General features: G+C 61.9%; 20 protein-coding genes. 5 read left to right on the plus strand and 15 right to left on the minus strand.

All coding sequences use genetic code 11. The annotated features are described in order from the left end of the window. Positions 1–5 precede the first annotated feature (5 nt). Together ACZXDY_RS11205 and ACZXDY_RS11210 are read right to left on the minus strand one after the other, a co-directional pair. Positions 6–2,342, minus strand: coding sequence for a TonB-dependent siderophore receptor (locus ACZXDY_RS11205; protein ID WP_464345514.1), 2,337 nt, complete (start codon positions 2,340–2,342; stop codon positions 6–8). Between the two features lie 211 nt (positions 2,343–2,553). After that, the gene (locus tag ACZXDY_RS11210; RefSeq protein ID WP_464345515.1) at positions 2,554–3,477 is read right to left on the minus strand and encodes a helix-turn-helix domain-containing protein; all 924 of its coding nucleotides are present in this window, start codon (positions 3,475–3,477) and stop codon (positions 2,554–2,556) included. A 1,017-nt stretch (positions 3,478–4,494) separates the two neighbouring features. Between ACZXDY_RS11210 and ACZXDY_RS11215 the strand changes: the two genes are divergently transcribed. Next, positions 4,495–6,231, plus strand: coding sequence for an ABC transporter permease (locus tag ACZXDY_RS11215; protein ID WP_464345516.1), 1,737 nt, complete (start codon positions 4,495–4,497; stop codon positions 6,229–6,231). A gap of 251 nt (positions 6,232–6,482) precedes the next feature. Here ACZXDY_RS11215 and ACZXDY_RS11220 read toward each other — a convergent pair whose 3' ends face one another. Further along, complete coding sequence (locus ACZXDY_RS11220; RefSeq protein ID WP_464345517.1) at positions 6,483–7,316, minus strand: DUF1194 domain-containing protein; 834 nt, start codon at positions 7,314–7,316, stop codon at positions 6,483–6,485. 232 nt (positions 7,317–7,548) lie between these two features. On the opposite strand from ACZXDY_RS11220, the gene ACZXDY_RS11225 reads away from it, so the two are divergent. After that, the gene (locus tag ACZXDY_RS11225; protein WP_464345518.1) at positions 7,549–8,796 is read left to right on the plus strand and encodes a multidrug effflux MFS transporter; all 1,248 of its coding nucleotides are present in this window, start codon (positions 7,549–7,551) and stop codon (positions 8,794–8,796) included. Positions 8,797–9,010: 214 nt separating this feature from the next. Here the strand turns inward: ACZXDY_RS11225 and ACZXDY_RS11230 are convergent, their stop codons facing one another. From ACZXDY_RS11230 to glsA, 7 genes are all read right to left on the minus strand, one after another. Continuing rightward, on the minus strand, positions 9,011–9,844 hold the full coding sequence (locus ACZXDY_RS11230; RefSeq protein ID WP_464345519.1) for a lytic transglycosylase domain-containing protein: 834 nt from the start codon (positions 9,842–9,844) through the stop codon (positions 9,011–9,013). Between the two features lie 37 nt (positions 9,845–9,881). Then, positions 9,882–10,340, minus strand: coding sequence for a hypothetical protein (locus ACZXDY_RS11235; protein WP_464345520.1), 459 nt, complete (start codon positions 10,338–10,340; stop codon positions 9,882–9,884). Between the two features lie 20 nt (positions 10,341–10,360). Next, entirely contained in the window at positions 10,361–11,392 is a 1,032-nt protein-coding gene (locus tag ACZXDY_RS11240) for a peptidylprolyl isomerase (RefSeq protein WP_464345521.1), read from the minus strand. A gap of 270 nt (positions 11,393–11,662) precedes the next feature. After that, the gene (locus tag ACZXDY_RS11245; protein WP_464345549.1) at positions 11,663–12,973 is read right to left on the minus strand and encodes a metal-dependent hydrolase family protein; all 1,311 of its coding nucleotides are present in this window, start codon (positions 12,971–12,973) and stop codon (positions 11,663–11,665) included. 181 nt (positions 12,974–13,154) lie between these two features. Beyond that, a complete protein-coding gene (locus tag ACZXDY_RS11250) occupies positions 13,155–13,718 on the minus strand; it encodes an HdeD family acid-resistance protein (protein ID WP_028165242.1) in 564 nt (187 codons plus the stop codon). Positions 13,719–13,760: 42 nt separating this feature from the next. Further along, positions 13,761–15,410 (minus strand): MFS transporter, encoded by a 1,650-nt coding sequence (locus ACZXDY_RS11255; RefSeq protein WP_464345522.1) that lies wholly within the window; start codon positions 15,408–15,410, stop codon positions 13,761–13,763. A gap of 73 nt (positions 15,411–15,483) precedes the next feature. Then, positions 15,484–16,476, minus strand: a complete 993-nt coding sequence (glsA, locus tag ACZXDY_RS11260; RefSeq protein ID WP_464345523.1) for a glutaminase A — start codon at positions 16,474–16,476, stop codon at positions 15,484–15,486. 358 nt (positions 16,477–16,834) lie between these two features. On the opposite strand from glsA, the gene ACZXDY_RS11265 reads away from it, so the two are divergent. Beyond that, complete coding sequence (locus ACZXDY_RS11265; protein WP_028165239.1) at positions 16,835–17,044, plus strand: hypothetical protein; 210 nt, start codon at positions 16,835–16,837, stop codon at positions 17,042–17,044. A 330-nt stretch (positions 17,045–17,374) separates the two neighbouring features. Here ACZXDY_RS11265 and ACZXDY_RS11270 read toward each other — a convergent pair whose 3' ends face one another. From ACZXDY_RS11270 to ACZXDY_RS11285, 4 genes are all read right to left on the minus strand, one after another. Then, a complete protein-coding gene (locus ACZXDY_RS11270) occupies positions 17,375–17,902 on the minus strand; it encodes a hypothetical protein (protein WP_464345524.1) in 528 nt (175 codons plus the stop codon). 108 nt (positions 17,903–18,010) lie between these two features. Continuing rightward, entirely contained in the window at positions 18,011–18,505 is a 495-nt protein-coding gene (locus ACZXDY_RS11275) for a DUF302 domain-containing protein (protein WP_464345525.1), read from the minus strand. 63 nt (positions 18,506–18,568) lie between these two features. Continuing rightward, complete coding sequence (locus ACZXDY_RS11280; protein ID WP_464345526.1) at positions 18,569–19,444, minus strand: alpha/beta fold hydrolase; 876 nt, start codon at positions 19,442–19,444, stop codon at positions 18,569–18,571. A 108-nt stretch (positions 19,445–19,552) separates the two neighbouring features. After that, positions 19,553–20,323 carry an alpha/beta fold hydrolase gene (locus ACZXDY_RS11285; protein WP_464345527.1) on the minus strand — a complete coding sequence of 257 codons (771 nt, stop codon included), beginning with the start codon at positions 20,321–20,323 and terminating at the stop codon, positions 19,553–19,555. Between the two features lie 215 nt (positions 20,324–20,538). On the opposite strand from ACZXDY_RS11285, the gene ACZXDY_RS11290 reads away from it, so the two are divergent. Beyond that, positions 20,539–21,501 carry an AraC family transcriptional regulator gene (locus tag ACZXDY_RS11290; protein WP_028165234.1) on the plus strand — a complete coding sequence of 321 codons (963 nt, stop codon included), beginning with the start codon at positions 20,539–20,541 and terminating at the stop codon, positions 21,499–21,501. Between the two features lie 102 nt (positions 21,502–21,603). Here the strand turns inward: ACZXDY_RS11290 and ACZXDY_RS11295 are convergent, their stop codons facing one another. Continuing rightward, positions 21,604–22,080, minus strand: coding sequence for a cupin domain-containing protein (locus ACZXDY_RS11295; protein ID WP_464345528.1), 477 nt, complete (start codon positions 22,078–22,080; stop codon positions 21,604–21,606). 121 nt (positions 22,081–22,201) lie between these two features. Here ACZXDY_RS11295 and ACZXDY_RS11300 point away from each other — a divergent pair, with 121 nt between their 5' ends. Continuing rightward, entirely contained in the window at positions 22,202–22,939 is a 738-nt protein-coding gene (locus tag ACZXDY_RS11300; protein ID WP_464345529.1) for a winged helix-turn-helix transcriptional regulator, read from the plus strand. Positions 22,940–22,978: the final 39 nt, after the last annotated feature.

The following is a 22,978-nucleotide window of genomic DNA, read 5'->3' on the forward strand; positions in this document are numbered from 1 at the left end:
CCGTCCTAGTTCCAGCTATATTTCAACGTGCCGAGCACCGTACGTCCATTCCCCAAGCCACAATAGGGCAAGCCGGTCAAGCACGACGCCACGTAGAAGTGGTCGGTCAGGTTGGTCACGTTGACCTGCGCCTTCAATCCCTTCCAGTCCGGCCGCAGATAGCCGAAATCGTAGCTCACGGCGGCATCGAACAGCGTATAGGCCGGGATGACGAACGTATTGAAGCTGTCCCCGTAGGTCTCGCCGACATAGCGCACGCCGAACCCGAGCCCGAGACCCGCAACCGGGCCATCGTACCAGGTGTACTTGCCCCAGAGCGAGGCTTGGTCCTGGGCCGTGTTCATCATGTACTTGCCGGCATATCCGGCAATGCTTGAAGTGACCTTCGGATCGAGATGGCTGTAGCCGCCGACGATCTCCAGTTCGCGGGTGATGTTGCCTTTCGCTTCAAACTCGAAGCCGCGAACGCGCACCGCGTCGGTCTGCACGTTGAACAGCGGATTGATCGGGCTTGCGGTGAGGATGTCCTGCTGTTTGATCTCGAACACGGCGGCCGTCAGCATCAGGTTCGATCCGTTCGGCATGAATTTGACGCCGGCTTCAGTGCCTTCGCCGGTGGTCGGCCTGAACGAGTTGCCGGCGAGATCGGCGCCGAGGTTCGGCGTGAACGACGTCGCATAGCTCACATAGGGCGACAATCCGAAATCGAAGAGATAGTTGAGGCCGACGCGTCCCGTCTGCGCCCGGTCGTCGCGGGAATAGCTGCCGGCGAGCGGAAAGACTGCGAAGCTCTTCGAATCCGTGCTCACCCAATCGTTGCGGCCGCTCACCGTCAGCGTCCAGCGATCGAGCTTGATCTGGTCCTGCAGATAGAGACCGGCCTGGCTGAGCTTGTCGTTGCGCAGGATGAACGGCGCCAATGATGCGAAGGGCGGAACAGCGGTATTATATACCGGAGCGTAGGCATCGATCGGAGCGATGCCGGCGGATCGATAGTCGGTGTTGGACCAGAGATTGAAGTAGTCGAAGCCCAACAGCACCTTGTGGGCGAGCGGTCCGGTCAGGAAATCCGCCTGCAACTGGTTGTCGAGAGCGATGTTGGCGGCGCTTGCCTTCACATAATTATAGCTGCGGTTGACGAGACGGTCGGTCGCCATGCCTTCCGTGCGAACCGAAGAGAGATCGTTGGTGACGTCGGTGTAGCGCAGGTTCTGGCGGAACTGCAGGTTGTTGTCGAAGCGGTGCTCGAAGGCATAGCCGACCATGAACTGCTCGAGATTGTAGCCGTCAGCCCCGGGTACGCCGAGATAGCGGCTGTATGGAACGTGCCCGTTCGGGTTGGGCAGGAACGACACCTGGCCCGTCACGTATTGCTGGTAGCCCCTGTTGTCGGCCTTCTGGTACTGCGAGAGCAGCGTGAAGCTGGTGTCCGTCGTCGGGGCCCAGGTGAAGCTCGGCGCAATGAACAGCTTGTTGTCATGCACGAAATCGGTCTGGGTATTGCTGTCGCGTGCGAGCCCGACGATGCGGTAGAGGAACTCGCCATTCTTGTCGATCGGGCCGCCGAGGTCGAACGCGCCCTGGAAGCGATCGAATGAGCCGAACGTGCCCTCGATCGTGTATTGCGGCGTCGCCGTCGGCCGCCTGCTCACCATGTTGAGCAGACCGCCCGGCTCGGACTGGCCATACACCACCGACGACGGCCCCTTCAGCACCTCGATCCGCTCGAGCCCATAGGTCTCGATCCGCGGCACGGCGAAGGTGGTGTTGTCCAGCGGCAGCCGCAGGCCATCCAGATATCTCGGCGCATCGAAGCCTCTGAGCTTGAAGTTGTCGAAGAACGCATTGGCCCCGAAGCTCTGCACCGTGACACCAGGCGTATAGCGCAACGCTTCGGCGACGTTCTGCGCGCCCTGCGCCTGGATCTGGTCCTGGGTGACGATCGAAATCGACTGCGGCGTCTCCAGGATCGGCGTGTCCGTCTTGGTCGCTGTCACGCTTTGCTTGGCAAGATAGCCGACCACCGGACCGGTACCCCTCTCGCCGCTTGAGCGTCCGGCCGCTCCGCCCGGCGCGGCGGCTTCCTGCGTCACCGGGGCCGGCGTCCGCCGCGCGACGTTGCGGCCGGATCGCGCAGCCCGCGTCGATCGCACCGGAGCCACACGGCTGCGCTGCTGGCGAGGTGCATCGACCGTGACCGGCGGCAATTCGGTGTTCGATCTCGGCTGCTCCGCGCCGGACGGACTCTGCGCCAGTGCCGGCGTGTCCGTGAACGCCATCGCAGCGAAGCCACAAATCGTCACAAGGGCGAGGCCCCACTCGCTCTTTCGCTTGAATTCCATCGCCATATCCCCCGTCGCGGAACGCCCGCAGACTCAAGGGGAGTGAGTGCAAGAATTGCGAAGCTGACGCCTTTGCGATTGCGCAAAAACTCTTTGATCTGTTGTCGACAAGCTCCAGATTGTCGCCGAGACGTTCCGTCGCGGTACACGCTTCGCTAGATTGGTGCATACATCGCAATCAGCCGGCCCACTACATAGAATTATTCTTATTCTAATTCGGTGGCTGACGGCAGCGACTGGGGGCGTATCCGAAATGCTTGCGGAACGCGGTCGCAAAATTGGCGGGGTTGCCGTAGCCCGCGAGATAGGCCGCCTCGTTGATCGACAGGCCCTGCTCGATGATCGCATCGCGTGCCGATTCGAGCCGGCGCGTCCGCAGATATTCGGAGGCGCTGACGCCAAACACCCGTCGGAAGTGGGTGTTGAAGGAGCGACGGCTGATGCCGGCCTCGCGCGCCAATTGGGAGACTTTCCACGGGCGCCGCAGATCCGCGTCGATCGCGTCGCGGATCGCGCGCAGCCGCCGCTGCTTGTGGTCGTCGGCCATCTCCATGCTCGCGCGCTTGCCCGCGATCGATATGACCCGCGCGAGAATTTCCATGGCATGCGCGGACAGCAGCAGCTCTTCCGCGCGTCCATCCAGTGTCGGAGACAGCATTTCGGTTGCCATGGCAAGGATGCGTGGCGGTGCCTTCAGCGTGACCACGAATTCATCCGACTCCGCCGAGGAAAACAGCTCGAGGAACTCGCGCTGCAGGCCGAGCCTATCGATCGATGCCTTGGGAAACGCGAGGCCCGCGGCAAACATACGCACTCCGCCGGAGGCCTCGCCGCTCCAGAGCTGCGGTTTCCGCAAAGCCATCACGACAATCGAATTTTCCGAGTAGCGGAACCGCGTGACATCGCGATGCGGACCTCCCTGGCCTGAGCCCTTCAACACGATGGTGACGAACAGGCCGGCCTTGATCACGCCTTCGCTGCGTATCATGCGATCAAGGATGAAATTGTTTCGCTGGAACAGGCAGCCGGGAGATTCGAGCCATTGCGCAGTCCCCTCGAAGTCGTCCTCCCTTGATACTCCCTCGGAGTCGAAGACGCGGAACTGATCGAAGATGCGATGATAGATGTGCGTCACGTCCTTTGCCTGGAGCCGGCCAGCGAATCATCAGTCTATCTGCCTCTCAACCGTTGCCGAGGCAATTAGAAGGCTTTCAAAGTGCCGCGCTGTGTCCGCAGTCGGTAGGGATGGGTCGAACCTCGCATCGGTGTCGTCCCGTCGAAAGACGGGACCCATAACCACAGGGAGGTGTTGTGGCGCGAGCATGCGGTTGCAGCGGAGCACATTACAAGCGCTTGTGGTTATGGGTCCTGGCCTTCGCCAGGACGACGGCGTCATTGCGAGCGGAGCGAAGCAATCCATCTCGCCGCTTGCGGAAGCATGGATTGCTTCGCTTTGCTCGCAATGACGGGGTCAGGTCTGAGTTGAATGTCAAACAGCGTGGGGATGTGACTCCGCATTCTCGCGGCATGAGCTGCCCGAGCTTTGCTTCACTTTCCACCCTCCTCGATATCAGAGGGCGCAGGGAAAGCCGGGTGCTGGTTGCACCGTGGGTCCCGTGCAACAAAAAGCACGGGGGTAGGACCACAGGTCAACCGAAGCATTCCGGCTTTCCCTGCGCGATGGTTTACGGCTTACTTCGTACTCTCCCCGGTGACCGGGCTTTCTTGCCACCGTCACTCTGCGGATGCTTGATCCACAGAACTTAGCGCCAGCGTCGGGGCGCCAGGACCACACGACTTCGCCGTCCGTGATGCGCGTGCTCGTCAGTCACACACATCACGTCCACCGCATCTCACCGCAACGTTCGTGACGATCGCGAGCCGCCCCTCATCCGCCGTGAGACGCGCGGAGTTAAATCACTGATTTGCCCGACGGGTTAAGCGGTTTATTTTTCGCGCCAAGGCTGGACCGGGCCAATCACATTGAAATAATTCATGAAATTCGTCCAAAAGTGACTCCGCGCACAGGCTCGGGCCGCCCACGACTGGCCTCCACTATCGGCTCGTCGTGAACCCTGCCTATAACGGCGATCGCGGTCCGGTCTCGATCCTCTCGGCCGCGTGCACGCCGGGTTCTGACCAGAGGTGGCTCATGACGTTTCAGGATATCCGCAGCGCCGTCCTCGGGCAAAACTCGCTTCGCCCCAATGTCTGGGATCTCGTGGCGCTGCTGCTCTTGATCGGCGTCCTGGTGCTGATCGTCTATGGCGGCAAGCAGACGATTGAGCCGCTGTCGGAGCTCGAGCGTACGCCGGTTACGCTCGATCCGCGCAATCTTCCGCTCTATGCGCTGCGGACCACGATGCGGATGCTGCTGGCGATCGTTTGCTCGACGGTCTTCACCTTCATCTATGCCACGCTCGCCGCCAAGAGCCGGCGCGCGGAGATCGTGCTGATCCCGCTGCTCGACATCCTGCAATCGGTGCCGATCCTAGGCTTCCTGACCTTCACGGTCGTGTTCTTCATGAACCTGTTTCCGGGGCAGGTGCTGGGTGCCGAGCTGGCCTGCGTGTTCGCGATCTTCACCAGCCAGGCCTGGAACATGACCTTCAGCATGTATCAGTCGCTGCGCAGCGTGCCGAAGGATCTCGAGGAAGCGACGCAGAGCTTTCACCTCTCCGGCTGGCAGCGGTTCTGGCGACTGGATGTGCCCTTTGCGATGCCCGGCCTGATCTGGAACGCGATGATGTCGATGTCCGGCGGCTGGTTCTTCGTGGTGGCATCGGAGGCGATCACCGTGGGCAACACGACGGTCACCCTGCCCGGCGTCGGCTCCTATGTGGCGCTGGCCATTCAAGAGCAGAACCTGCCGGCGATCGTCTACGCGCTGATGACCATGCTTCTCGTCATCATCGCCTACGACCAGCTCTTGTTTCGCCCGATCGTGGCCTGGGCCGACAAATTCCGCTTCGAGCAGACTGCCTCCACCGAGCCACCGACGTCCTGGATGCTCGACCTCTTCAGGCGTACGCGCGCGCTGCGCGCGTTGACCTATCCGCTTGGCGCTGCGAACAAGGTCATTTCGACCCTCCGCATCAGCGTGCCTGCGGTACTGCGGACGCAAGGCAAGAGCAGCCAGCCCTCCCGCCTCGCCGACGGCATATGGGTGGCAGTGGTCGCCGCCGTGACGAGCTACGCGACCTGGAAGATCTATCAATATCTCTCCGCCACGCTCGGCTGGTCTGACGTGACCACTGCGGTTGGATATGGATTCGTCACGCTCGCGCGCGTGGTCGTGCTGATTGCGCTGGCAACGATCATATGGGTACCGATCGGCGTCTGGATCGGGCTGCGGCCGAAACTCGCCGAACGCGTACAGCCGCTCGCGCAGTTCCTGGCGGCGTTCCCGGCCAACCTGGCCTTTCCGGTGTTTGTCGTGCTGATCGTGCATTTCGGATTGAATCCGAACATCTGGCTCAGCCCGCTGATGATCCTCGGCACCCAGTGGTACATCCTGTTCAACGTGATCGCCGGCGCCGCCGCCTTCCCGAGCGATTTGCGGGAAGCCGCCGGCAGCTTCCATCTGAAGGGATGGCGCTGGTGGGTGAAGGTGATCCTGCCCGGCATTTTCCCCTACTACGTCACGGGAGCGATCACCGCCTCGGGCGGATCGTGGAACGCTTCGATCGTCGCGGAAGTCGCAAGCTGGGGCGACACCCATCTGACCGCCATCGGCCTCGGCTCCTATATCGCGCGAGCGACCGAAGCCGGCGATTTTCCGAAGGTCGTGCTCGGCATCGCCGTCATGTGCGTGATGGTGACGCTGTTCAATCGCCTGCTGTGGCGGCAGCTCTATGCCTTCGGCGAGCGTCGTCTTCGTCTCGGCTGACATCCAGAGCCGTTCAGCCTCGAAGATCGGTTGGAGCATGATGTCATTTGGTTGAATCGGCGTGACCGCGGTTGTCCACCTCTCCCATAGGGAGAGGTCGGCGCGCAGCGCCGGGTGAGGGGTTGCGGTTCCTCGATGGAGCTCATCCCCCTCACCCGGATCGCATCTCGCCATGCGATCCGACCTCTCCCCGTCGGGGAGAGGTAAGGCACCTCCGACGTGGCGCCAATTCGACCTGATCTCATCATGCTCTAGCGTCCCCAACGGTCCTCCCAGAGCTTTTCGCCGATCTGGCAATCGATCCTTGGTTCCTTCGCGGCGGCGGGAACGACCTTCTGCTCGGGATCACGTCCGGCCACTTCGAGCACCAGCTTGGTGCGAATGGCTTCCTTGAATCGTTCGCGATCCTTGATTGTCACGACGAAGGAGCCGGGCCCGCCGATGACGCAATCCTCGTAGTACCAATCGAGATTGTCGATATCCATCATTGAATGGGACGGCTCCTTGATCATGATCGGCAGGCCGTTGATGACGATGCCTTTCGCCAGCGCCTGGTCGCGAGCGGGCGTGACAGGTGGCCCGTTGTTGTTGGGACCGTCGCCGGAAACATCGATGACACGCCGAAAGCCGCGGTTAGGGTCCTCGTCGAAGAGCGGCGTCCCGAACAGGATTGCGCCCGAAATTGAGGTGCGCGACCCGCGCCGGATTGGCGCCTGCATGATTTCGCTGGCGACTGCGTCAGCCGTCTCGGGGCCGTCGATCACGCGCCAGGGAATGATCACCCGTTGGTCGCCGAACGCCGACCATTCGAAGTAGGTCAGGGCGATCTTTCCGTTCGGGCCTCCCTTCAGCGCCTGCAAAAATTGCCTGGAAACGATGGCCTCAGCATAACCCTCGCGCTGCACCGTGAGCTCGTCCGTATCCATGGAATAGGAGACGTCGGCCGCAATGATAAGTTCGATATCGACGGAAGGCGGGCCCTGCCGCTCGGCAAGTGCCGGTGGTTGATCAGGCGCTGCAGCGCCGGCGGCGCCCGCGAGCATGCCGGCGGCCAGCACCGCTGCGATCGAGATGCACCATCGCATCGCGGACCTCCTCGATCGGTAGCCCCGATATGATGGTGACACGCAAGTTTCACAGGGCAAAGCGGAGAGATTGGCGACTCGGTATCCATATTTCGGAATTCGCCAAGCCATGACTGCCTAAAAGTGCGCCGCGCTGCCCATCCAGTCTGGAACCGCCGGTCCGCCATTCCGAAACGCGGGATTGTGCATTGCAACACGATCGTTATGTTGCGGCTCCGCAAAAGGATGCTACGTGTCTGAAATCAATGCCGAGGCCTGGGTATCGTCAGGCCACCGCCCGATGGGCTTCCCCGAATTTGTCATTGCGATCGCATCGATCATGGCGCTGAACCCGCTGGCCATGGACATGATGCTGCCGGCGCTGCCCAGCATCGGCGCCGCATTCAACATTGCCGACGCCAACCATCCGCAGATGGTGCTGTCCACCTTCCTGATCGGCTTCGGTGTCGGACAGTTCGTGATGGGCCCGTTGTCGGATCGCTTCGGCCGCCGTCCGGTGCTGCTCGGCGGCATGGCCGTCTATGGTGTCGCAAGCCTGCTCGCGATCGCGGCGCCATCCTTCGAGACGTTGCTGCTCGCGCGTGCGCTGCAGGGCCTCGGCACGTCGGCAACGCGTGTGATCGCCACCTCGATCGTTCGCGACTGTTACGCAGGACGACGCATGGCGAGCGTGATGTCGCTCGCGATGATGGTCTTCATCGCGGTGCCTGTGGTCGCGCCGTCGTTCGGCCAGGCGGTGCTGCTGCTGACGCAGTGGCGCGGCATTTTCATTGCGCTGATGCTGTACGGCGTGATCGCGCTGATCTGGAGCGCATTGCGCATGCCGGAAACGCTACCGGTGGAGGAGCGCAAGTCGCTTCGGCTTGGCGAGGTGCTTGGCGCCTTCCGGCAGACCATCAGCAACCGCCAGACGCTGGGCTATGCGTTGGCATGCGGCGGCGTGTGGGGCGCGATGTTCGCGTTCGTGTTCTCGTCGCAGCAGGTATTCACCGATATCTACCGGCTCGGCCACTACTTCCCGCTCGCATTCGCCGCCATCGCGACCGGCGTCGCCATCGCCGGCTTTCTCAACTCCCGCATCGTCGGCCGCCTCGGCATGCGCGTGATCTCGCACGGCGCATTGGCGGGATTTCTGCTGGTTGCCGCCGTCATGCTGGCGGCGGTGAAGCTGCAAATGCTGCCCTTGCCGTTGTTCATGCTGCTGTCGGCGCTGATGATGTTCACCTTCGGCCTGATGATGGCGAACTTCACGGCGCTCGCCATGGAGCCGCATGGCCACATCGCAGGCACCGCGTCGTCGCTGTACGGATCGATCACGACATTGCTCGGCATCGGCGTCGGGATGGCGATCGGCCAGAGCTATGACGGCACGCTGCTGCCGTTCTCGACCGGCTTCTTTCTCTGCGCGCTGGCGGCACTCGCCATCGCGGCTGTGACGGAAAAGGGCCGCCTGTTCCGGCCGCATCATCACGCGGTGTAGCCGCGCAGGTCTGATGATTTTCTCGTATCGAGCAAATGGGTCGGATTCACCTCGCCCCGTCTGCGGGGAGAGGTCGAAATTCAGGCGCAGCTTGAATTTCGGGTGAGGGGGAGCCTCCGCAAACACAGCCGTCATCGTGTTCGCGGATAGAGCCCCTCACCCCGACCCTCTCCCCGTAAGAACGGGAGAGGGAGGATCACCAGCATCTTCGCCCTTATTTTCCGCCGCGCACCTGGACGACGAGCGCGCTGAGGCGGGCGTTCAGGTTGGCATAGTTGATATTGGGGCCGCCCAGGCCGGCCAAGCATCTGCGCTTGCATCCACCACCACCGCCGCCACCACGGGCCGGCTCGCCGAAGGTGGCGACGGGAACGCTGCCGGTAACCTGGAAGCCGCGCGCCATCAGCCGAGAGCGCACCGCGAGGCAATAGCTCACCGACAGATGGGAGAAGCGCGTCTCGCCATGGCCGGCGCGGTATTTCATCACGGCGGTGCAGAGATCGCCGCGGGCGAGCCGCCATGCCTGGGCGAGGTAGGTCACCCCATAGCGGATGTTGGTCTCGGGCACGGCGAGTTCGGCATTGGTGCCGGTGAAGCCGAGCATCCGCGCCGTCGAGGGCAACACCTGCATCAATCCGATTTCACCGACGCCGCCGATCGCGCCCGCATTGTAGCCGCTCTCCACGCCCATCACGGCTTCCGCGATCTCGGGCGCAAGGCCCGTGCCGGCGGTCTGCTTCTCGATCAGCTCGCGATAGCGGGAGCGAGGCTGCGCGCTCGAGGTCGAGGTCGCGCCGCCTCGCGTCGGGGGCAACCCGACCTTGGCATTCTCGCGCCATCGCCGTTCGATGGCCGATGGAGATTCGGCCGGCGCAGCTTCCTTGGCTGGCGCAGCTTCGGCTGGCGCAGCTTCCTTTTCAGGCTCGCTTGCCGCCTCGGCAGCGGGGGATTCCTCCGCCGCCGCGGGTGACGTATCGGCGAACGCGAGAGCGCTTGTCAGCGCGAGGCCGACACCGGTCGCCAGTGCAAGCAACCAACCGCGCGACAACCTGGTCTGCCGATGCCCCCGCACGCCCCCGCCTCGCTCACTCTGTAGATCGGAGCCGCAGGCGAAGACGCAGCGGCTGAAGCATGTCGGGAGGCGGCGCGCCGGCATTGGCGGAGGCAAGCAGCGGACGCAACCGGCCGCCAAGCTCGGGATCCATGCTGCTGTCGAACGCGATGCGGTCCATCCTGCCGTCGGGCAGGATCGAGGCGCTCACGACGAATGTCAGCGGCTTGTTCTCCTTCTCTCGCCCCGCCGCGAAGGTCACAAGCCACTGCGACGTGTCGCCGTCGGCATCGATCTGCTGCTGAAAGGCACCCTGCAGCCGGGACGCATAGTCGCGCCAGGCGGCGGGCGCCTCGGATGCGGCCTTGAAGTCCGTGCTTTGCGCCGCAGCCGGCGCGCGCCCAGCGGAAAGGCCGAGCGCCACGAGACCGAAGGAACGCAGCAGACGCCGCAGCCTGCCGGGATTCCCGTTTATCGGGGATTTCGATGCCATCGCTTCCGTGCCGAAGGCTGTTAGCGGGCAGCGCCTGCCGATTGCGTCAGCTCGCCGGCGATACGGGATAGAGCGATTTCGTTGATCGCGGGCGGATTCTGCTCGAGCGCGCGCGCTAGGTAGGCGCGGCGATTGAGCTCGGCACGCTGCGCCCGCAGGCGCTGGACCAGGGTGTCCCGCACGTCGGCAAGCGCCATGGTTTCGGACGGTTTGGTCTCGATCAGCTTGACGATGTGATAGCCGTCGGCAAGCTTGATCGGCTCGCTCACGGTATTGACGGCCATTCCCATCACGCGGCTCTTGATCTCGGGAACGAGCTGCGGCTCGGGCAGCCAGCCGAGATCGCCGCCCTTGTCCGCCTGCTCCCGCTGGTCGGTGGTGTCCTTCGCGACCTCGGCGAAGTCCGCCTTCGGCTGCTTCAGCTTGGCCTGGATGTCCGCGACCTTCGCCTTGGCCTTCTCCTCGGCCGCGGCGTCCGCTCCTTCCGCCAGCGCGACATAGATCTGGGCGAGATGAAAGCGGCGCGGCATGATCAGCGCGCCCTTGTTGGCGTCATAGGTCTTCTGGATTTCCGCCTCATCCGGATAATTCTCCGGCGGCACCGACGCCGACTGCAGGTAGGTCTCGAAGATGGCCTCCTCGCGCAGCTTGGCAAGCTGAGCGACGACGGCCGGTTGGTCCTGCCACTTCTTGTCCGTGGCTTCCTTGAGGACGAGCTGCCTTGCGAACATCGCGCGGAGCGTCTGGTTGAGAAGCGCGGGATCGCGGGCGAGCGCGGCGCGCTGTTCGAGCCCGACGGCGGCGAGGAAAGCGCGGATTTCCGACGCGGAGACGTCACGTCCGCCAACGCGCGCGACCGGCTCGTTGCCCGACACCGCCGCCTCGGTCTGCGGCGCCGGGGCGGCCGGCTGGGCCGCCGCAACAGGCGCGGGTGCTGCGGCAGGCGCCTTCGGCTTCACCACCCGCTGCGGTGCCGCCGGGGGAGGATTTTGCGCGAAGGTGGGTTCAGAGCCGCTCAGTGCGCCGGCCAGTCCGATGATCGCCAAAGCCACGATGTGACGGCCGACACGATCGCGACGGTATCGCGGTGCTGGACCTTCAAACGCAGAACAATGGACAATCATAGGGACCTCAGGGCTCGATCTTCTGGTTCAGGATCCTGTCGCCGTCGTCCTGAAGCAGGTTCTGGATCTCGACGCGACGGAATCCGAGCAGCGGTTCGCTGGCGACTACTACATCACCAAATGTCACACTTTCATAACAGTCCATCAGTTCGCGACCGATCTTGCCGGCTGCTGGTATCTCTGTACGTATCTTGCGGATCAGCGCCGAGAAGGCTCTCGGGCGAGAAGGTTCTTGTAGACCTTTCCGCCTTTCATGATGACGAGGAAATTCTTCGCCGGATCTTCCACGAGCCTGATGTTGTCGATCGGATTGCCGTCGACCAGCAGGAGGTCGGGGAGCGCGCCCTCCTCCACCACGCCCAGCTTGCCGGGATATGGATTTCGCGGCCCGGACAGGCTCAGCAATTCGGCATTGGTCGATGTCGCCATTGTCAGCGCTTCAGCCGGCGTGTACCAGCGGGTAAGGTCGGCCAGCATGGCGCCTTGCCGCTCCGCCAGCGCCTGAGAGAACAGGATGTCAGTGCCGAAGGCAGTCTTGATTCCGTATTTCTTTGCCAGCGCGTAGACTCTGTCCGTGCCGGCAACCACCTGCCGCATCTTCGCCTGCTCCGACGGCCCGAGCGCACTTGCGCCCGCCAGATCCAGGAAAGGTTGCGTGCTCAACCAGATTCCTTTCTCCGCCATGAGGCGCGCCGTAGCCTCGTCCATCAGGTGGCCGTGCTCTACGCACTTTGCTCCCGCCGCAATCGAGCGCTGGATCGAAACCGGCGTATAGGCGTGCACGGCCACATAGGTGCCCCAGTTTTCAGCGGCTTCGACGGCGGCACGCAGCTCGGGCTCGGTGAAGGTGGACACATCGAGCGGGCTGAACGGCGAAGCGACGCCACCGCCCGCGGTGAGCTTGACCTGTGAGGCCCCCTGCATGAGCTGCTCTCGCGCGCGCACACGAACCTCATCCGGACTGTCCGCGACCATGCTGCCGCCAATTCTTTCCATGCGGCTGAGCATGCCGCCGATCGTTCTTGGCAGATCGGTAAGCTGCCGGAAATCGCCATGGCCGCCGGTGATGGTGATCACGGCACCAGACGGATAGATGCGAGGGCCGGCGACGAGGCCATCGTCAATCGCACGCTTGAGCCCAAAGCTCGGCCCGCCCATGTCGCGAACGGTGGTGAAGCCCCGCATCAGCGTGGCGGTGGCTTCCGCTGCCGCAAGAAGATTGTTGTAGCCGACGTCGTCAGCCAGAGTAGCCGCCGGCGTCGGGCGCACCAACATCGCATGCCAATGCGCGTCGATCAGCCCGGGCATCAGCACGCGTTCGCCGCCGTCGATCACCTGAGCGTCAGCCTTGATCGCTGCAACCGAAATCTTCTCGATCTTGTTGTCCCGGACCAGGACATCGGACGGCGCGGAGAGCGCGGCGTTCTTTCCGTCAAAGATGCGAACGTTCTGGAACAGCACGGCGGACGCTTGTTGAGCCTGCGCAATCGGCAAAGCCGCGAGGTTCATTCCAATTGAAGCCAGGAGCGCTGCAATGAAAGCTCGACCCGGCTTCCTCAAACCTGACATGACTGATCTCCACCAATGGCGCATAGCGCAAGGTTCGCATTCTTGTTGTGCGGGAGGGTAACGCCCGACGTGATCGCGGGCGATTAGCGGCGTACTGCCAGTCTTCGTCGATCGACGGCTGCTACCCCGTTCTGACAGCCGGCAGCCAGGCAAGGGTCAGCCATCCGATGCCGTGAGACAAGAGGTCGATGCCGAGCAGCAATCCGATCACCCATGTCCCGGTGGCCGGAAATCCCGTGAGGATGATGAGACCTGCCACAACACCGAACAGCCCGGACACCAGAATGATCCAGCCGAACTGCTGCCAATGGCTGATGCCGACCAGGATGCGGATGAACCCCGAGATCAGAAGCAGCAGACCGAGGACAAGGGTCAGGATCAGCGCGCTGGTCAGCGGCTGGGTCACCAGCACGATGCCGAATGCAAGATAGAGCGCGCCGAGCAGCAGTTGCCACACGAATCCCCCCCAACCCTTGGTCCAGAAAGCGTGAATGATCTCGAATCCACCGGCGAAAATCGCCATCCAGCCGATGAAGATGGTGCTGATCACGGTGAACAGCGCGAGATCTCCCAGGACCAGCAGGCCCGCGACGATCATGACGATTCCGAGCAGGATGCACACCCATAAAGGCGGTGTCGGCAGCCCGGTCAGGCGCATCGTAGAACCATTGTCATAGGTGGTCATGTCATTCTCCTCGATTTCAAGAGCACTCGACCCCGTTGCGCATCAGGCGGTTCGCCCGCTTTCGCTCGCCGTCTCGTCGCTCGGAATCTCTCCCGGTCGATAGTTCGGCAGCCGCCCGGCCGGAATGATCGACACAAGTGCCAGCGCAGCCATGACCAGCAGGCCGATTTTCAAGGCGCGCAGACGCGCCTCCGTGTTGACGCGCACCGCCTCGGCGACCTCTGCCGGGGATGCACTGGTATCGGCAAGGACAGTCTGAAGCCGGTCATTGCTGACGAAATTGATGTTGTCGAGATCGACCTGCGCTTGAAGTTCGGGCGTGAGCTTGGGGCTCGCGGCGATGCTGGTCAGCGCGATCGAACTCAACAGACCGACAAGGAGCGCACCCGCCACTGCCGTTCCGACAGCGGCAGCGAGGTTGTTGGTGGTGCCGCGCAGCGATCCGACATCGCCCGCGAGTTCCTTGGGAGAAGCCGTGACCAGCACGTTGAACAGCAGCGTGACGAGCGCGCCTTGCCCGATACCAAAGACAACGAGCCCGAGCAGCACCGGCACCTCGCTCCAGTCGTTGCGCACAACGAATGCGAGCCACAACAGCGCGACTGTGCAAAGGATGAAGCCGGCTCGCCCGATCTGCCGCGGCGTCAGCCTGTCATAGACATGCACGATCAGCATCGCGGCAAAGAATACTGTAAGGTTGAACGGCATCATCGCCACCGCAGTGGCGATCGGGCTGCGACCCTGCACGATCTGAATGTAGAGCGGGACGGAGAAGTTGAGCGCGGCCTCCAGCGCGACGACGGCGAACATCGCGTAGACGGCCGCTCGTTCTTCCGGCGAATCGATCACCTGAAGCGCAAGCAGAGGAGTCTTGCCTGCCTCCTGGCGTCTGTGTGTCCACATCAGGAACGCCTGGCCGAGCACGATGCCCACCACGATCAGGATCGGGGCGGGAGACAAGCCAAGAAAGCTGAACGGCGCGTTCGGGCTCGCCAACACGAGCCCCCATCTGTTCAGATTATTGAAGCCGAAGCTGATGAGAATGATCGCGGCTGCTGCAAGTATGACGCCGACGAGATCAATCTCCACATCCGGCCGGCCGTGATCGCGCCTGAGCCGGAAGCTGAGGAAAAACACGATCGCGGAAACGGCGATGAGAATTCCGAACACCGGCCGCCAGCCGATATAGGTGCCGAGTACGCCGCCGATGATGAAGGCGAGCACGCCGGCCGCTGCACGTGCTGAACCAAGCGCACCCACCGCGGTTGCCTGCTGGCGTCCGGTGTAGTTCTCGGCAATGAGGGCCACCAGCGAGGGCACGATGACGGCGCCGGCGGCGCCGCACAGCGCCTGCGCCGTGATCATCACGACTGCCGTCGGGCTGAACGTCATCATGACCTGAGATATGAAGAACAGCACGACGGCCGCACGGAACACCTGCAGCGCGCCGTAGCGCTGCGCGAGCTTGGCACCCAGCATGACGAAGCCGGCGACCAGCATGGAATAGGCCACGATGCCGGTCGCGACCGTGGTCGGAGGAACGCCGAAGCTTTTGACCATTCCCCCCATCGCCACCGGCAGCGAAGCGACGTTGAACGACATGATCATCTGGCCGAGCGCGATCGCGATCATGGGAATCCATGATGCGCGTTCCTCCTCGTGGATGCCGCCGATCGAGATTGTCTGTGTCACTCTGGCGTCCTCCGATTTGCCCGGGCTTTCAGGATCGGCTAGCTGGATAGGACGCCGGTCCAGTGAACATTGGTCAGTCTTCCGGTTGCGAAACGAACAGATCCATGCCCAATCGCTGCGACAGGAATTTCGCGGCGAGTTGCCCTCTCACGCTGTTGCCGGCCGCATCCAGCGGCGGAGCGAACGTGCCGAAGCCGCCTTTTCCGGGAGAAACCGCGACAATGCCGCCGCCGATCCCGCTCTTTCCCGGCAGGCCGATGTCGTAAAGCCAGTCGCCTGACGTCTCATACAATCCGGCCGTGATCATCACGGCCAAGGCGTAATGACAGACCGCAGCGTCGACCACGCGTTGCTTCGTGATCGGGTTCACCCCACCGTCCGCCAGCGTCGCGCCCATCACGGCGAGATCTTTGGCGGTCACGTTCAGCGAACACTGCCGCGTGTAGAGATCGGTTGCCCGCTTGGCATCGCAATAGATCCGGTCGTAGCTCTCGAGCAGCCGCGCGATGCTGCGATTGCGAAAATTGGTCTCTGACGCGGAGGCGTACACCTCTTCGTTGAGTGGGAGCTTGCGGCCCGCGAAGCGCGACAGCCCGCCGTGGATGAATTCCCACTTTGCCTCGGCGGACGTTCCCGGCGCGAGGCTCGTCGTCGCGATGGCGCCCGCATTCACCATCGGATTGGTACGCCCCTCCCCGCGCTCGATCGCAGCAAGCGAGTTGAATGGGAATCCGGTGGCGTTGGCGCCAAGCTTTGCGCGTGCCTCTTCGGGGCCAATCGTCTCGCAGATCAATGCGAACACAAATGGCTTCGACACGCTCATGATGGAGAATTCGTAGTCTATGTCGCCCGCGCCGTAGACATGCCCATCGGTTCCAACGACACAAACGCCGAACAACTCGCTGGGCACTCGGGCGAGCGCCGGGTAGACCTGCGAATTGTGGCCCTCGGCGTTCGATTTAATACGCCGGTGCGCGTCTTCCACCAGCGACTGCACCATCTCGGGATTAGGTAGATGACCGGTCGAAACGTAAGGCCGTTCATCGATCGCCGATGGTGACACCATCGCACCACTCCGCCGAACCGGGCTATGTCATTGATCTAACGCCCACGTTTAATGCGAGTCAATCTGCAACCGATGCAGCAATTTGCTGATAGACCAGCAAATGTGCCGGCTGCTCGAGTTCTCTCACACGCGCGCAAGGCTCCAACACTCGTTAGGTAAGTCACGCTGTCGCAATCGACGCACGCAATTGAATCAAAGCGCAGCCATTGACTGCAGAATCCGAACGCCGGGAAATTTGCAAGGTGGCCGCCTGAGTGTACGATTGCGTCACTCACGCGAGCCTGCCGCTGACCTGAGAAAAAAGGACGCGACGAGAAACTGGAGAAGGCGGGACATCATCTGAACAGCGAGGCTGATCATGGTGGCAAGTACGAGTGACGGACACTTTCTGCTGGTGAAGAAGCTTGGTGGGTTGGTCGCGGTTATCATCGGATGCCTGCTGACGGCAGTTGGCGTGACGTTCGAATCCACCAGCACGACGACTGTCGGCGTTCTCTTTCTTGTTCTTGGCGCCGTCCTGCTCACCCTCAAGATCATCAGACGGAATCAAGGAAGCCCGCTCGGATAGCTGGCTTGCGGTTGGCGTTGAGAATAAGGATGAGCCCGCAGCGATAGCGGTTCATTTCGTTCGCCACTTCGGACAATGGGCGGTTGTTGACGATCGGCAGTCCGCGTTACCAGGCGCGTGCCTCCGCACATGTGCCCTAAAGGTAAGAGCGAGTCGCTTAAGCCGATAGCGAGTCAATCAAATCTAGGACCCTCCCCGCCTACCCGCTCTCGACTTGCTGACCTTGAAGTCCGCTTTGCCCCAAGAGCAGATGCAGGATGTAAGTCGCATTTTGACCCCGAGCGAACCTGCTGCCGGAGGCGTCGGTGCCGAACAGTCGAAGCCTTGCGCCTAGTCCTTCGCGGCCGGTACGGGCGGCACCGGCAGAATGATTTCGGAAGCGATCTTCCAATCTTTCCCGACGCGAAGCCAATTGAGGATCATCAGAAACGGCCTGGCCGTTCCATCCTGCCCCGCATACGAGACCGTGATGTTCATCGGCACATAGGACTCGGCGACGTCGCGGGTCAGGCCGACAACCTTGAGCTTCGAATAATCTGGCTCGAGCACGACCGGACCGGAGCTGCCAATATCATGCAGCTTCTGATCAATCGCCTCGTTGCCCCAATAACCGGCCCAGTTCCCCTCGGACTGGATCGCGCTCTTGGCCACCAACAAGGTCGAGGGCGATTGCCAGAACATCTCATGCAGAGCCTTGAAATCGTGCTTGTTGGCCAATTCCATCAGCGTACCGAACTTCGATTTTATCGCGCTGAGGGTCGCAGCATCCAGTGGCTCTTTCCTGACGGCAGGAGCAGCCGCGACAGCCCCGGCGGAAAGAGTCCAGGCAGTGAGAGTGACGACAAGTGTCTTGTACATACAGGAATTTCCCTTCCAACGTCTGGCTCGCGTCATGACAACGCCCGTCGCATTCCGCATTGGTATGAGTTACCCACTTCCGTCGGCCGAAGACGTCATCGGGACGTCTTAGCTCGCACATTCGCGTAGCAAGGTTGTGATTTTCGTATCGAGTGCTCGGGCGACGGCAAGGGCTTCCGAGCTGCCATACTGCAGCAGATAACTCTCCATTTTGTCATAAGAGATGTGCACGCCATCGGGACGCTCATCAATGAGGATTGTGACCGGCACGTAAGATCCAGCATCGGGCACGTGCCTGACCATTTCTTTCATGATGAGTGGATTGCCAACCACAAGCCGTATGATCTTAGGCGTCTTGGATCCAGTTTCGCGACGCAAGATGTCGCCCAAGTCGAACTCCGCGAAGAGCATAAGGTCGGTGCGGCCCACGCCGCTTTCTACAATGCGCTTTAAATCTGGGAAGGATTTTGCTGCCCTCGTCGCCTTGAAAAATTCGACAATGTCAGGCTGACCGATCGCCGACTTGAGCGCAGCGACGACAGCGTCGAACGGCTTTGAACTCGTGAGGCGGAATCGCTCAACTTCGACGTTTTCGATTGTCATTTTATCTTCCTTACCAACTCTCATGGATGAAGTGGCTCGATCGCATCAGAACGCGCCGGGGGATCACGCAGCCGAGGGCCTTGCATCCAGGAAGGTGCGGACGTGGCTGACGAATATCTCGTGGTACTGAAACAGGGCGCCGTGCCCTGAATCGGGATAGAGGATCAACTGAGCGCTACTGAGTTCCTTGAACATTGCGTAGGCGTTGTTCGCGGGCAGCATGGTGTCGTGGCTGCCACTGACCACAAGAGCGGGCTGGCGGATGGCGCGCAGAATGGCGTGCTCGGGATCAGGTGTGGCGCACCAGGTGATCAGAGCCTTGGCCTGTGGATCGGTGACCGCGTTGCCATTGTCGGTGTCGCGATCGTCCTTACGCAACTTCGTCCGCTTCAGGAAGGCCAAGCCGGACGACCGGCTGGCGGACGACTTCGTGAAGAAGAGCGGCAGGCGTGGGTCCGGAGCATCGGTTTGCGAAAACGCCTGCTTCAGAACCGCTAACAGGTGTTCCTCTCCGCCTTTCGGCGCTGTGCCGACGAGGATGAGCTTGCGGACCAGTTGTTCGTGCTCGGCAGCGATCTGTTGGGCGACGCAGCCGCCAAGAGAAAAGCCCAGCAGGTCGACCTCGGAAAGGCCGAGCAGATTGATGAAGGCGACTGCATCTTTCGCCATCGCTGCGATATTGTCAGGCGTTTGGCCGGTCGAGCGACCGACCCCGGCGTTGTCGAAGGCGATGACGGGGCGATCGGTGGCGAGAGCGTTGACGACGGCGGGATCCCACGCATCGATGTTGCCCGAGAAGTGCTGCAGAAGAACCAGCGGCGTTCCGGTAGCTGGGCCGAGCCGGCGATAGGCGAAGCGCATTCCGTTGCCTTCGACGTAACGGGTCGGCGCGGTTTCGAGCGTGGCGACGTCCTGGCGCACGATGTCGAGTTGAGTCATGTCATCCTCCGGATGCTTGGCATGAAATAATCGAGTGGGGGGATAAGTGCGGCACAGCGATGCTTTGAGCGACCCGCTCCCGGCGCGAAAACGCCGGGAGCGGTACTGTCACTTCGCGAGTGTGGCCTTCTCGATCACCTCGGCGACTTCCTTGGCATGAACGACGAGCGAAGCATGACTGCCGGCGACGTCCGTTATCTGGGCCTTCATCCTGTCGGCGAAAAACTTCTGGGCCTCGGGTGCGATCACTCTGTCCTTGGTGGTGATCACGTAGAACGTTGGCTTGTCCCGCCAGGCGGCCGTATCGACCGGAGTCTCGAACGCCTTGACGCTCAACGGCATCTGATGGTTCGCAAGGGATTCGGCAATCTTCGGGGCCAGGTCAGCCGCGACCGCCGAGGGAAATACCTTGGGATCGATGTAGAGGTTGCCCTTGTCGTCAGGATGTATCGCCGCGGCACCTTCGGTCGGAGGACCGCTGTTGGCGAGGGTCGCGAGGGATTGTCCGACGTCCGGCGCGAAAGCGGAGACGTAGACCAGCGCCGAGACCTTGGGATCCTTGCCGGCTTCCGTGATCACCACGCCGCCCCAGGAATGGCCGACGAGAACGGTCTTGCCGTCCTGCTTCGCCAGCGCCTGTTTGGTGGCATCGACGTCAGCGGCAAGGGAGGTGAGCGGATTTTCGACGAGCGTGACGTTGTAGCCCTTCTTAGTGAGGATGTCGGCAACGGGCTGCCAGCTTGACTGGTCGACGAAAGCCCCGTGAACGAGGACGATATTGTGAACAGCTCCCTTGGGCAGTTCGGCTGAATGAGCGGAGCCGACCAAAGTCGTTCCGGCCAGGAGTACGGTGGCGGCTGAGAGAAGGATATTGCGCATCGATTGTTCCTGTTGGCATGTCGGACGAACACAGTCCGGGGGAATGGACAGGCGTTTCCAACAAGGTCGCGGTTCTTCCATCTGCCGTTGGCGAAATGGTTGCCGCTCGTAACGTCGGCCCGCCGCGACATGACGTATTGCGCGGACCTTTCGGACAGTAGGGATCAATCGTCCGGATGTTGTGTCCGATCGTCCACCGGTTTAATTTCGGCGGCATGGACATACTCGCCCAAGTGCTCGATCGGGTTCGTCTCGGCGGGACGCTGCTCTTTCACTTCGAGCTCGGCCATCCCTGGCGTCTTGAGTTGCCGGTGCGCCCCTACGCTCTGTTTCACTATGTCAGCCGAGGCTCGGCGACCCTCGCGCTCGGACATGGACAGGAAATCCAGATGACCGAGGGCGATTTTGTCGTCATCACGCGCGGACAGCCCCATGCGTTTTATTCGGATCGCCGGGCCAAGCCTTTGCGGATTATGGATATCGATCGATTGTCGCCGCGTCTTGGCGTCGTCCGTCACGGCAGCCGTGCGAAGCCGCTCTCGACCATGATTTGCGGCAATTTCACGGTGTCACGGCCGCGGCTTGGCAGTGTGCTGGAGCTACTTCCGCCCGTGCTCCTCCTGAAGCCGACGGCGGACGGTGGTTGGCTTGAAGCAATCCTGCGCCGCATGGTCACCGAGTTCGCGCTCGAGCGTCCTGGCCAACGCGTCGCGCTTTCACGACTGACGGAAGTGCTCTTTGTCGAGGTGCTCCGAAGCTGGATCGCGTCTCTCAGTCCCGGGCAAGGCGGCTGGCTCGGGGCCATATCTGACCCGCATATCGGACCGGCGCTTAAGCTGATCCACGAAAATCCGGAGCGGCCCTGGACCCTGAGCGACCTTGGCCAGCGCGTGGGGCTCGGCCGCTCGGTATTTTCGGCGCGCTTTACCAAACTCGTCGGCCAGTCCATGCACCGTTATGTGATCGAACGCCGGATGGCGGAAGCGGCGTTCCTGCTGGAAACCAGCGATGAGCCCATCGCACGGATTGCCGGCAAGGTCGGTTACGAGACAGCGGCGGCGTTTTCGAAGTTATTCCATCGACATCACGGCGTATCGCCTGGCCGGTACCGAATATCCCGTCGCTCTGACAGCGGCGAAAGGCAAGGCGACTTTCAGGAAGCAGCGGTCGCCGATTAGGTTTGTAGCGGCCATCTACGGCAGGTCCGCTTATGGCCCCGAATCGGACATCGCACTCCTTTTCCACCAAACGGGGCACATAGGCTCGCACAGCCGTCCGCCTCAATGATGCCTGACGGGGATCAACGAGGGGCCACCCAGGCTGACAGGAAGTATTTCAAAGAGCACATGAACCATGGGCGCGTCCGTCTTGTTGAAGACGGTGTGGTTGACGTCGCCAGATTCGAAGAAGAACTCGCCGGGGCCGTAAACGACGGTCTTGTCCGGCAACACATAAGTCATGTAACCCGAGGTGACTTGGCGGATGCCCGGGCCCTCATGATTGTGCTCGCCCACATATCCGCCGGGGCCGAGCGTCAATTCGGTTACGCGGAGCTTGTACTTTCCGTTGATTTCCTTGAGGAACCCCTCAAGAGGTGCCTCGAACCTAATCTTGGCTACCAAACCCTTGGTATCGACCTTCACCGGACTTGTTCCAGTCTGCGCGCGAGCTACGCCCGCCCGCGCAAGCAGCGCCAAAAGGGGCACCGCCGCGATCGTTTGCAGAACGTCGCGCCTGATAGGTTCATCGTTCGTCATGACGGGTCCCCCCGTTATGGACTTTGGATTGGCATCGAAGCCCCATTTGATCCGCTACCGAGGGCAGGACTAGTACAAAGTTCGGACTACTTTGCGGGCGCACAGCATGATATGTTCAGTCATGCATCTCTACGGGCAATATTGTCCGGTGGCGAGAGCGGCAGAAATCCTTGCCGACCGCTGGACTGTGCTTATTGTCCGCGAGCCTCTTGCTGACGTTGGTCACTTCAATGAGCTTCAACGCGGTCTTCCACACATGTCCCGCACACTGCTTGCCGAGCGACTGCGGCGCCTGGAGCGATTCCGTGTGCTGGAGCGACGCATCGCCTCGCGAGGTAAACAAGCCGAATATCGCCTGACCGCGGCTGGCCGCGAACTGCAACCCATCATCGATCAGTTCGGAGAATGGGGAGCGCGCTGGGCTTTCGGCGATCCGCGGCAGAGTGAGCTCGATCCCATCATCTTGCTATGGTGGATGCGACGCCGCGTCTGCATCGAGGCCATAGGCAAACGTCGAGTGGTGATCCAGTTCGACTTCAGACTCAGGCAGGGCTATTGGCTGTTGATCGAACGTAGGGACGTTTCGGTATGTCTCAAGGATCCCGGCTTCGAGATCGACGTAATCGTCTCGGCCGATATCGGGGCGTTTTATCAAGTTTGGCTGGGACGCATGAGCTTTTCCGAAGCTTTGTGTAAAGAGCTGGTAAGGCTGGATGCGGCACCGGCGGACGCGCGTTCTTTTCCGGGTTGGTTTGCCTGGAGTCCGATGGCAAATGCGGTGCGCCGCACGTTCGCAGATAGGCGGGTGGCTGCAAAAAAATCCCTACCTGTCACCAGGATTATGCGTCGCGCGGGCTGAGTCCAAGACTAGCTGCCCAGGCAAGTCAGTCAGCGTTTA

The sequence above is a fragment of the Bradyrhizobium sp. LeoB3 genome, assembly GCF_055456055.1.

Excerpts from the sequence above, each read along its gene's own strand:
- ACZXDY_RS11290 (WP_028165234.1), top strand. The coding sequence starts at position 20,539 with ATGGACATACTCGCCCAAGTGCTCGATCGGGTTCGTCTCGGCGGGACG.
- ACZXDY_RS11205 (WP_464345514.1), bottom strand. The coding sequence starts at position 2,342 with ATGGAATTCAAGCGAAAGAGCGAGTGGGGCCTCGCCCTTGTGACGATT.
- ACZXDY_RS11270 (WP_464345524.1), bottom strand. The coding sequence starts at position 17,902 with ATGTACAAGACACTTGTCGTCACTCTCACTGCCTGGACTCTTTCCGCC.
- glsA (WP_464345523.1), bottom strand. The coding sequence starts at position 16,476 with ATGGTGTCACCATCGGCGATCGATGAACGGCCTTACGTTTCGACCGGT.
- ACZXDY_RS11220 (WP_464345517.1), bottom strand. The coding sequence starts at position 7,316 with ATGCGATGGTGCATCTCGATCGCAGCGGTGCTGGCCGCCGGCATGCTC.
- ACZXDY_RS11235 (WP_464345520.1), bottom strand. The coding sequence starts at position 10,340 with ATGGCATCGAAATCCCCGATAAACGGGAATCCCGGCAGGCTGCGGCGT.
- ACZXDY_RS11285 (WP_464345527.1), bottom strand. The coding sequence starts at position 20,323 with ATGCGCAATATCCTTCTCTCAGCCGCCACCGTACTCCTGGCCGGAACG.
- ACZXDY_RS11295 (WP_464345528.1), bottom strand. The coding sequence starts at position 22,080 with ATGACGAACGATGAACCTATCAGGCGCGACGTTCTGCAAACGATCGCG.
- ACZXDY_RS11275 (WP_464345525.1), bottom strand. The coding sequence starts at position 18,505 with ATGACAATCGAAAACGTCGAAGTTGAGCGATTCCGCCTCACGAGTTCA.
- ACZXDY_RS11215 (WP_464345516.1), top strand. The coding sequence starts at position 4,495 with ATGACGTTTCAGGATATCCGCAGCGCCGTCCTCGGGCAAAACTCGCTT.
- ACZXDY_RS11250 (WP_028165242.1), bottom strand. The coding sequence starts at position 13,718 with ATGACCACCTATGACAATGGTTCTACGATGCGCCTGACCGGGCTGCCG.
- ACZXDY_RS11245 (WP_464345549.1), bottom strand. The coding sequence starts at position 12,973 with ATGAACCTCGCGGCTTTGCCGATTGCGCAGGCTCAACAAGCGTCCGCC.
- ACZXDY_RS11280 (WP_464345526.1), bottom strand. The coding sequence starts at position 19,444 with ATGACTCAACTCGACATCGTGCGCCAGGACGTCGCCACGCTCGAAACC.
- ACZXDY_RS11265 (WP_028165239.1), top strand. The coding sequence starts at position 16,835 with ATGGTGGCAAGTACGAGTGACGGACACTTTCTGCTGGTGAAGAAGCTT.
- ACZXDY_RS11300 (WP_464345529.1), top strand. The coding sequence starts at position 22,202 with ATGCATCTCTACGGGCAATATTGTCCGGTGGCGAGAGCGGCAGAAATC.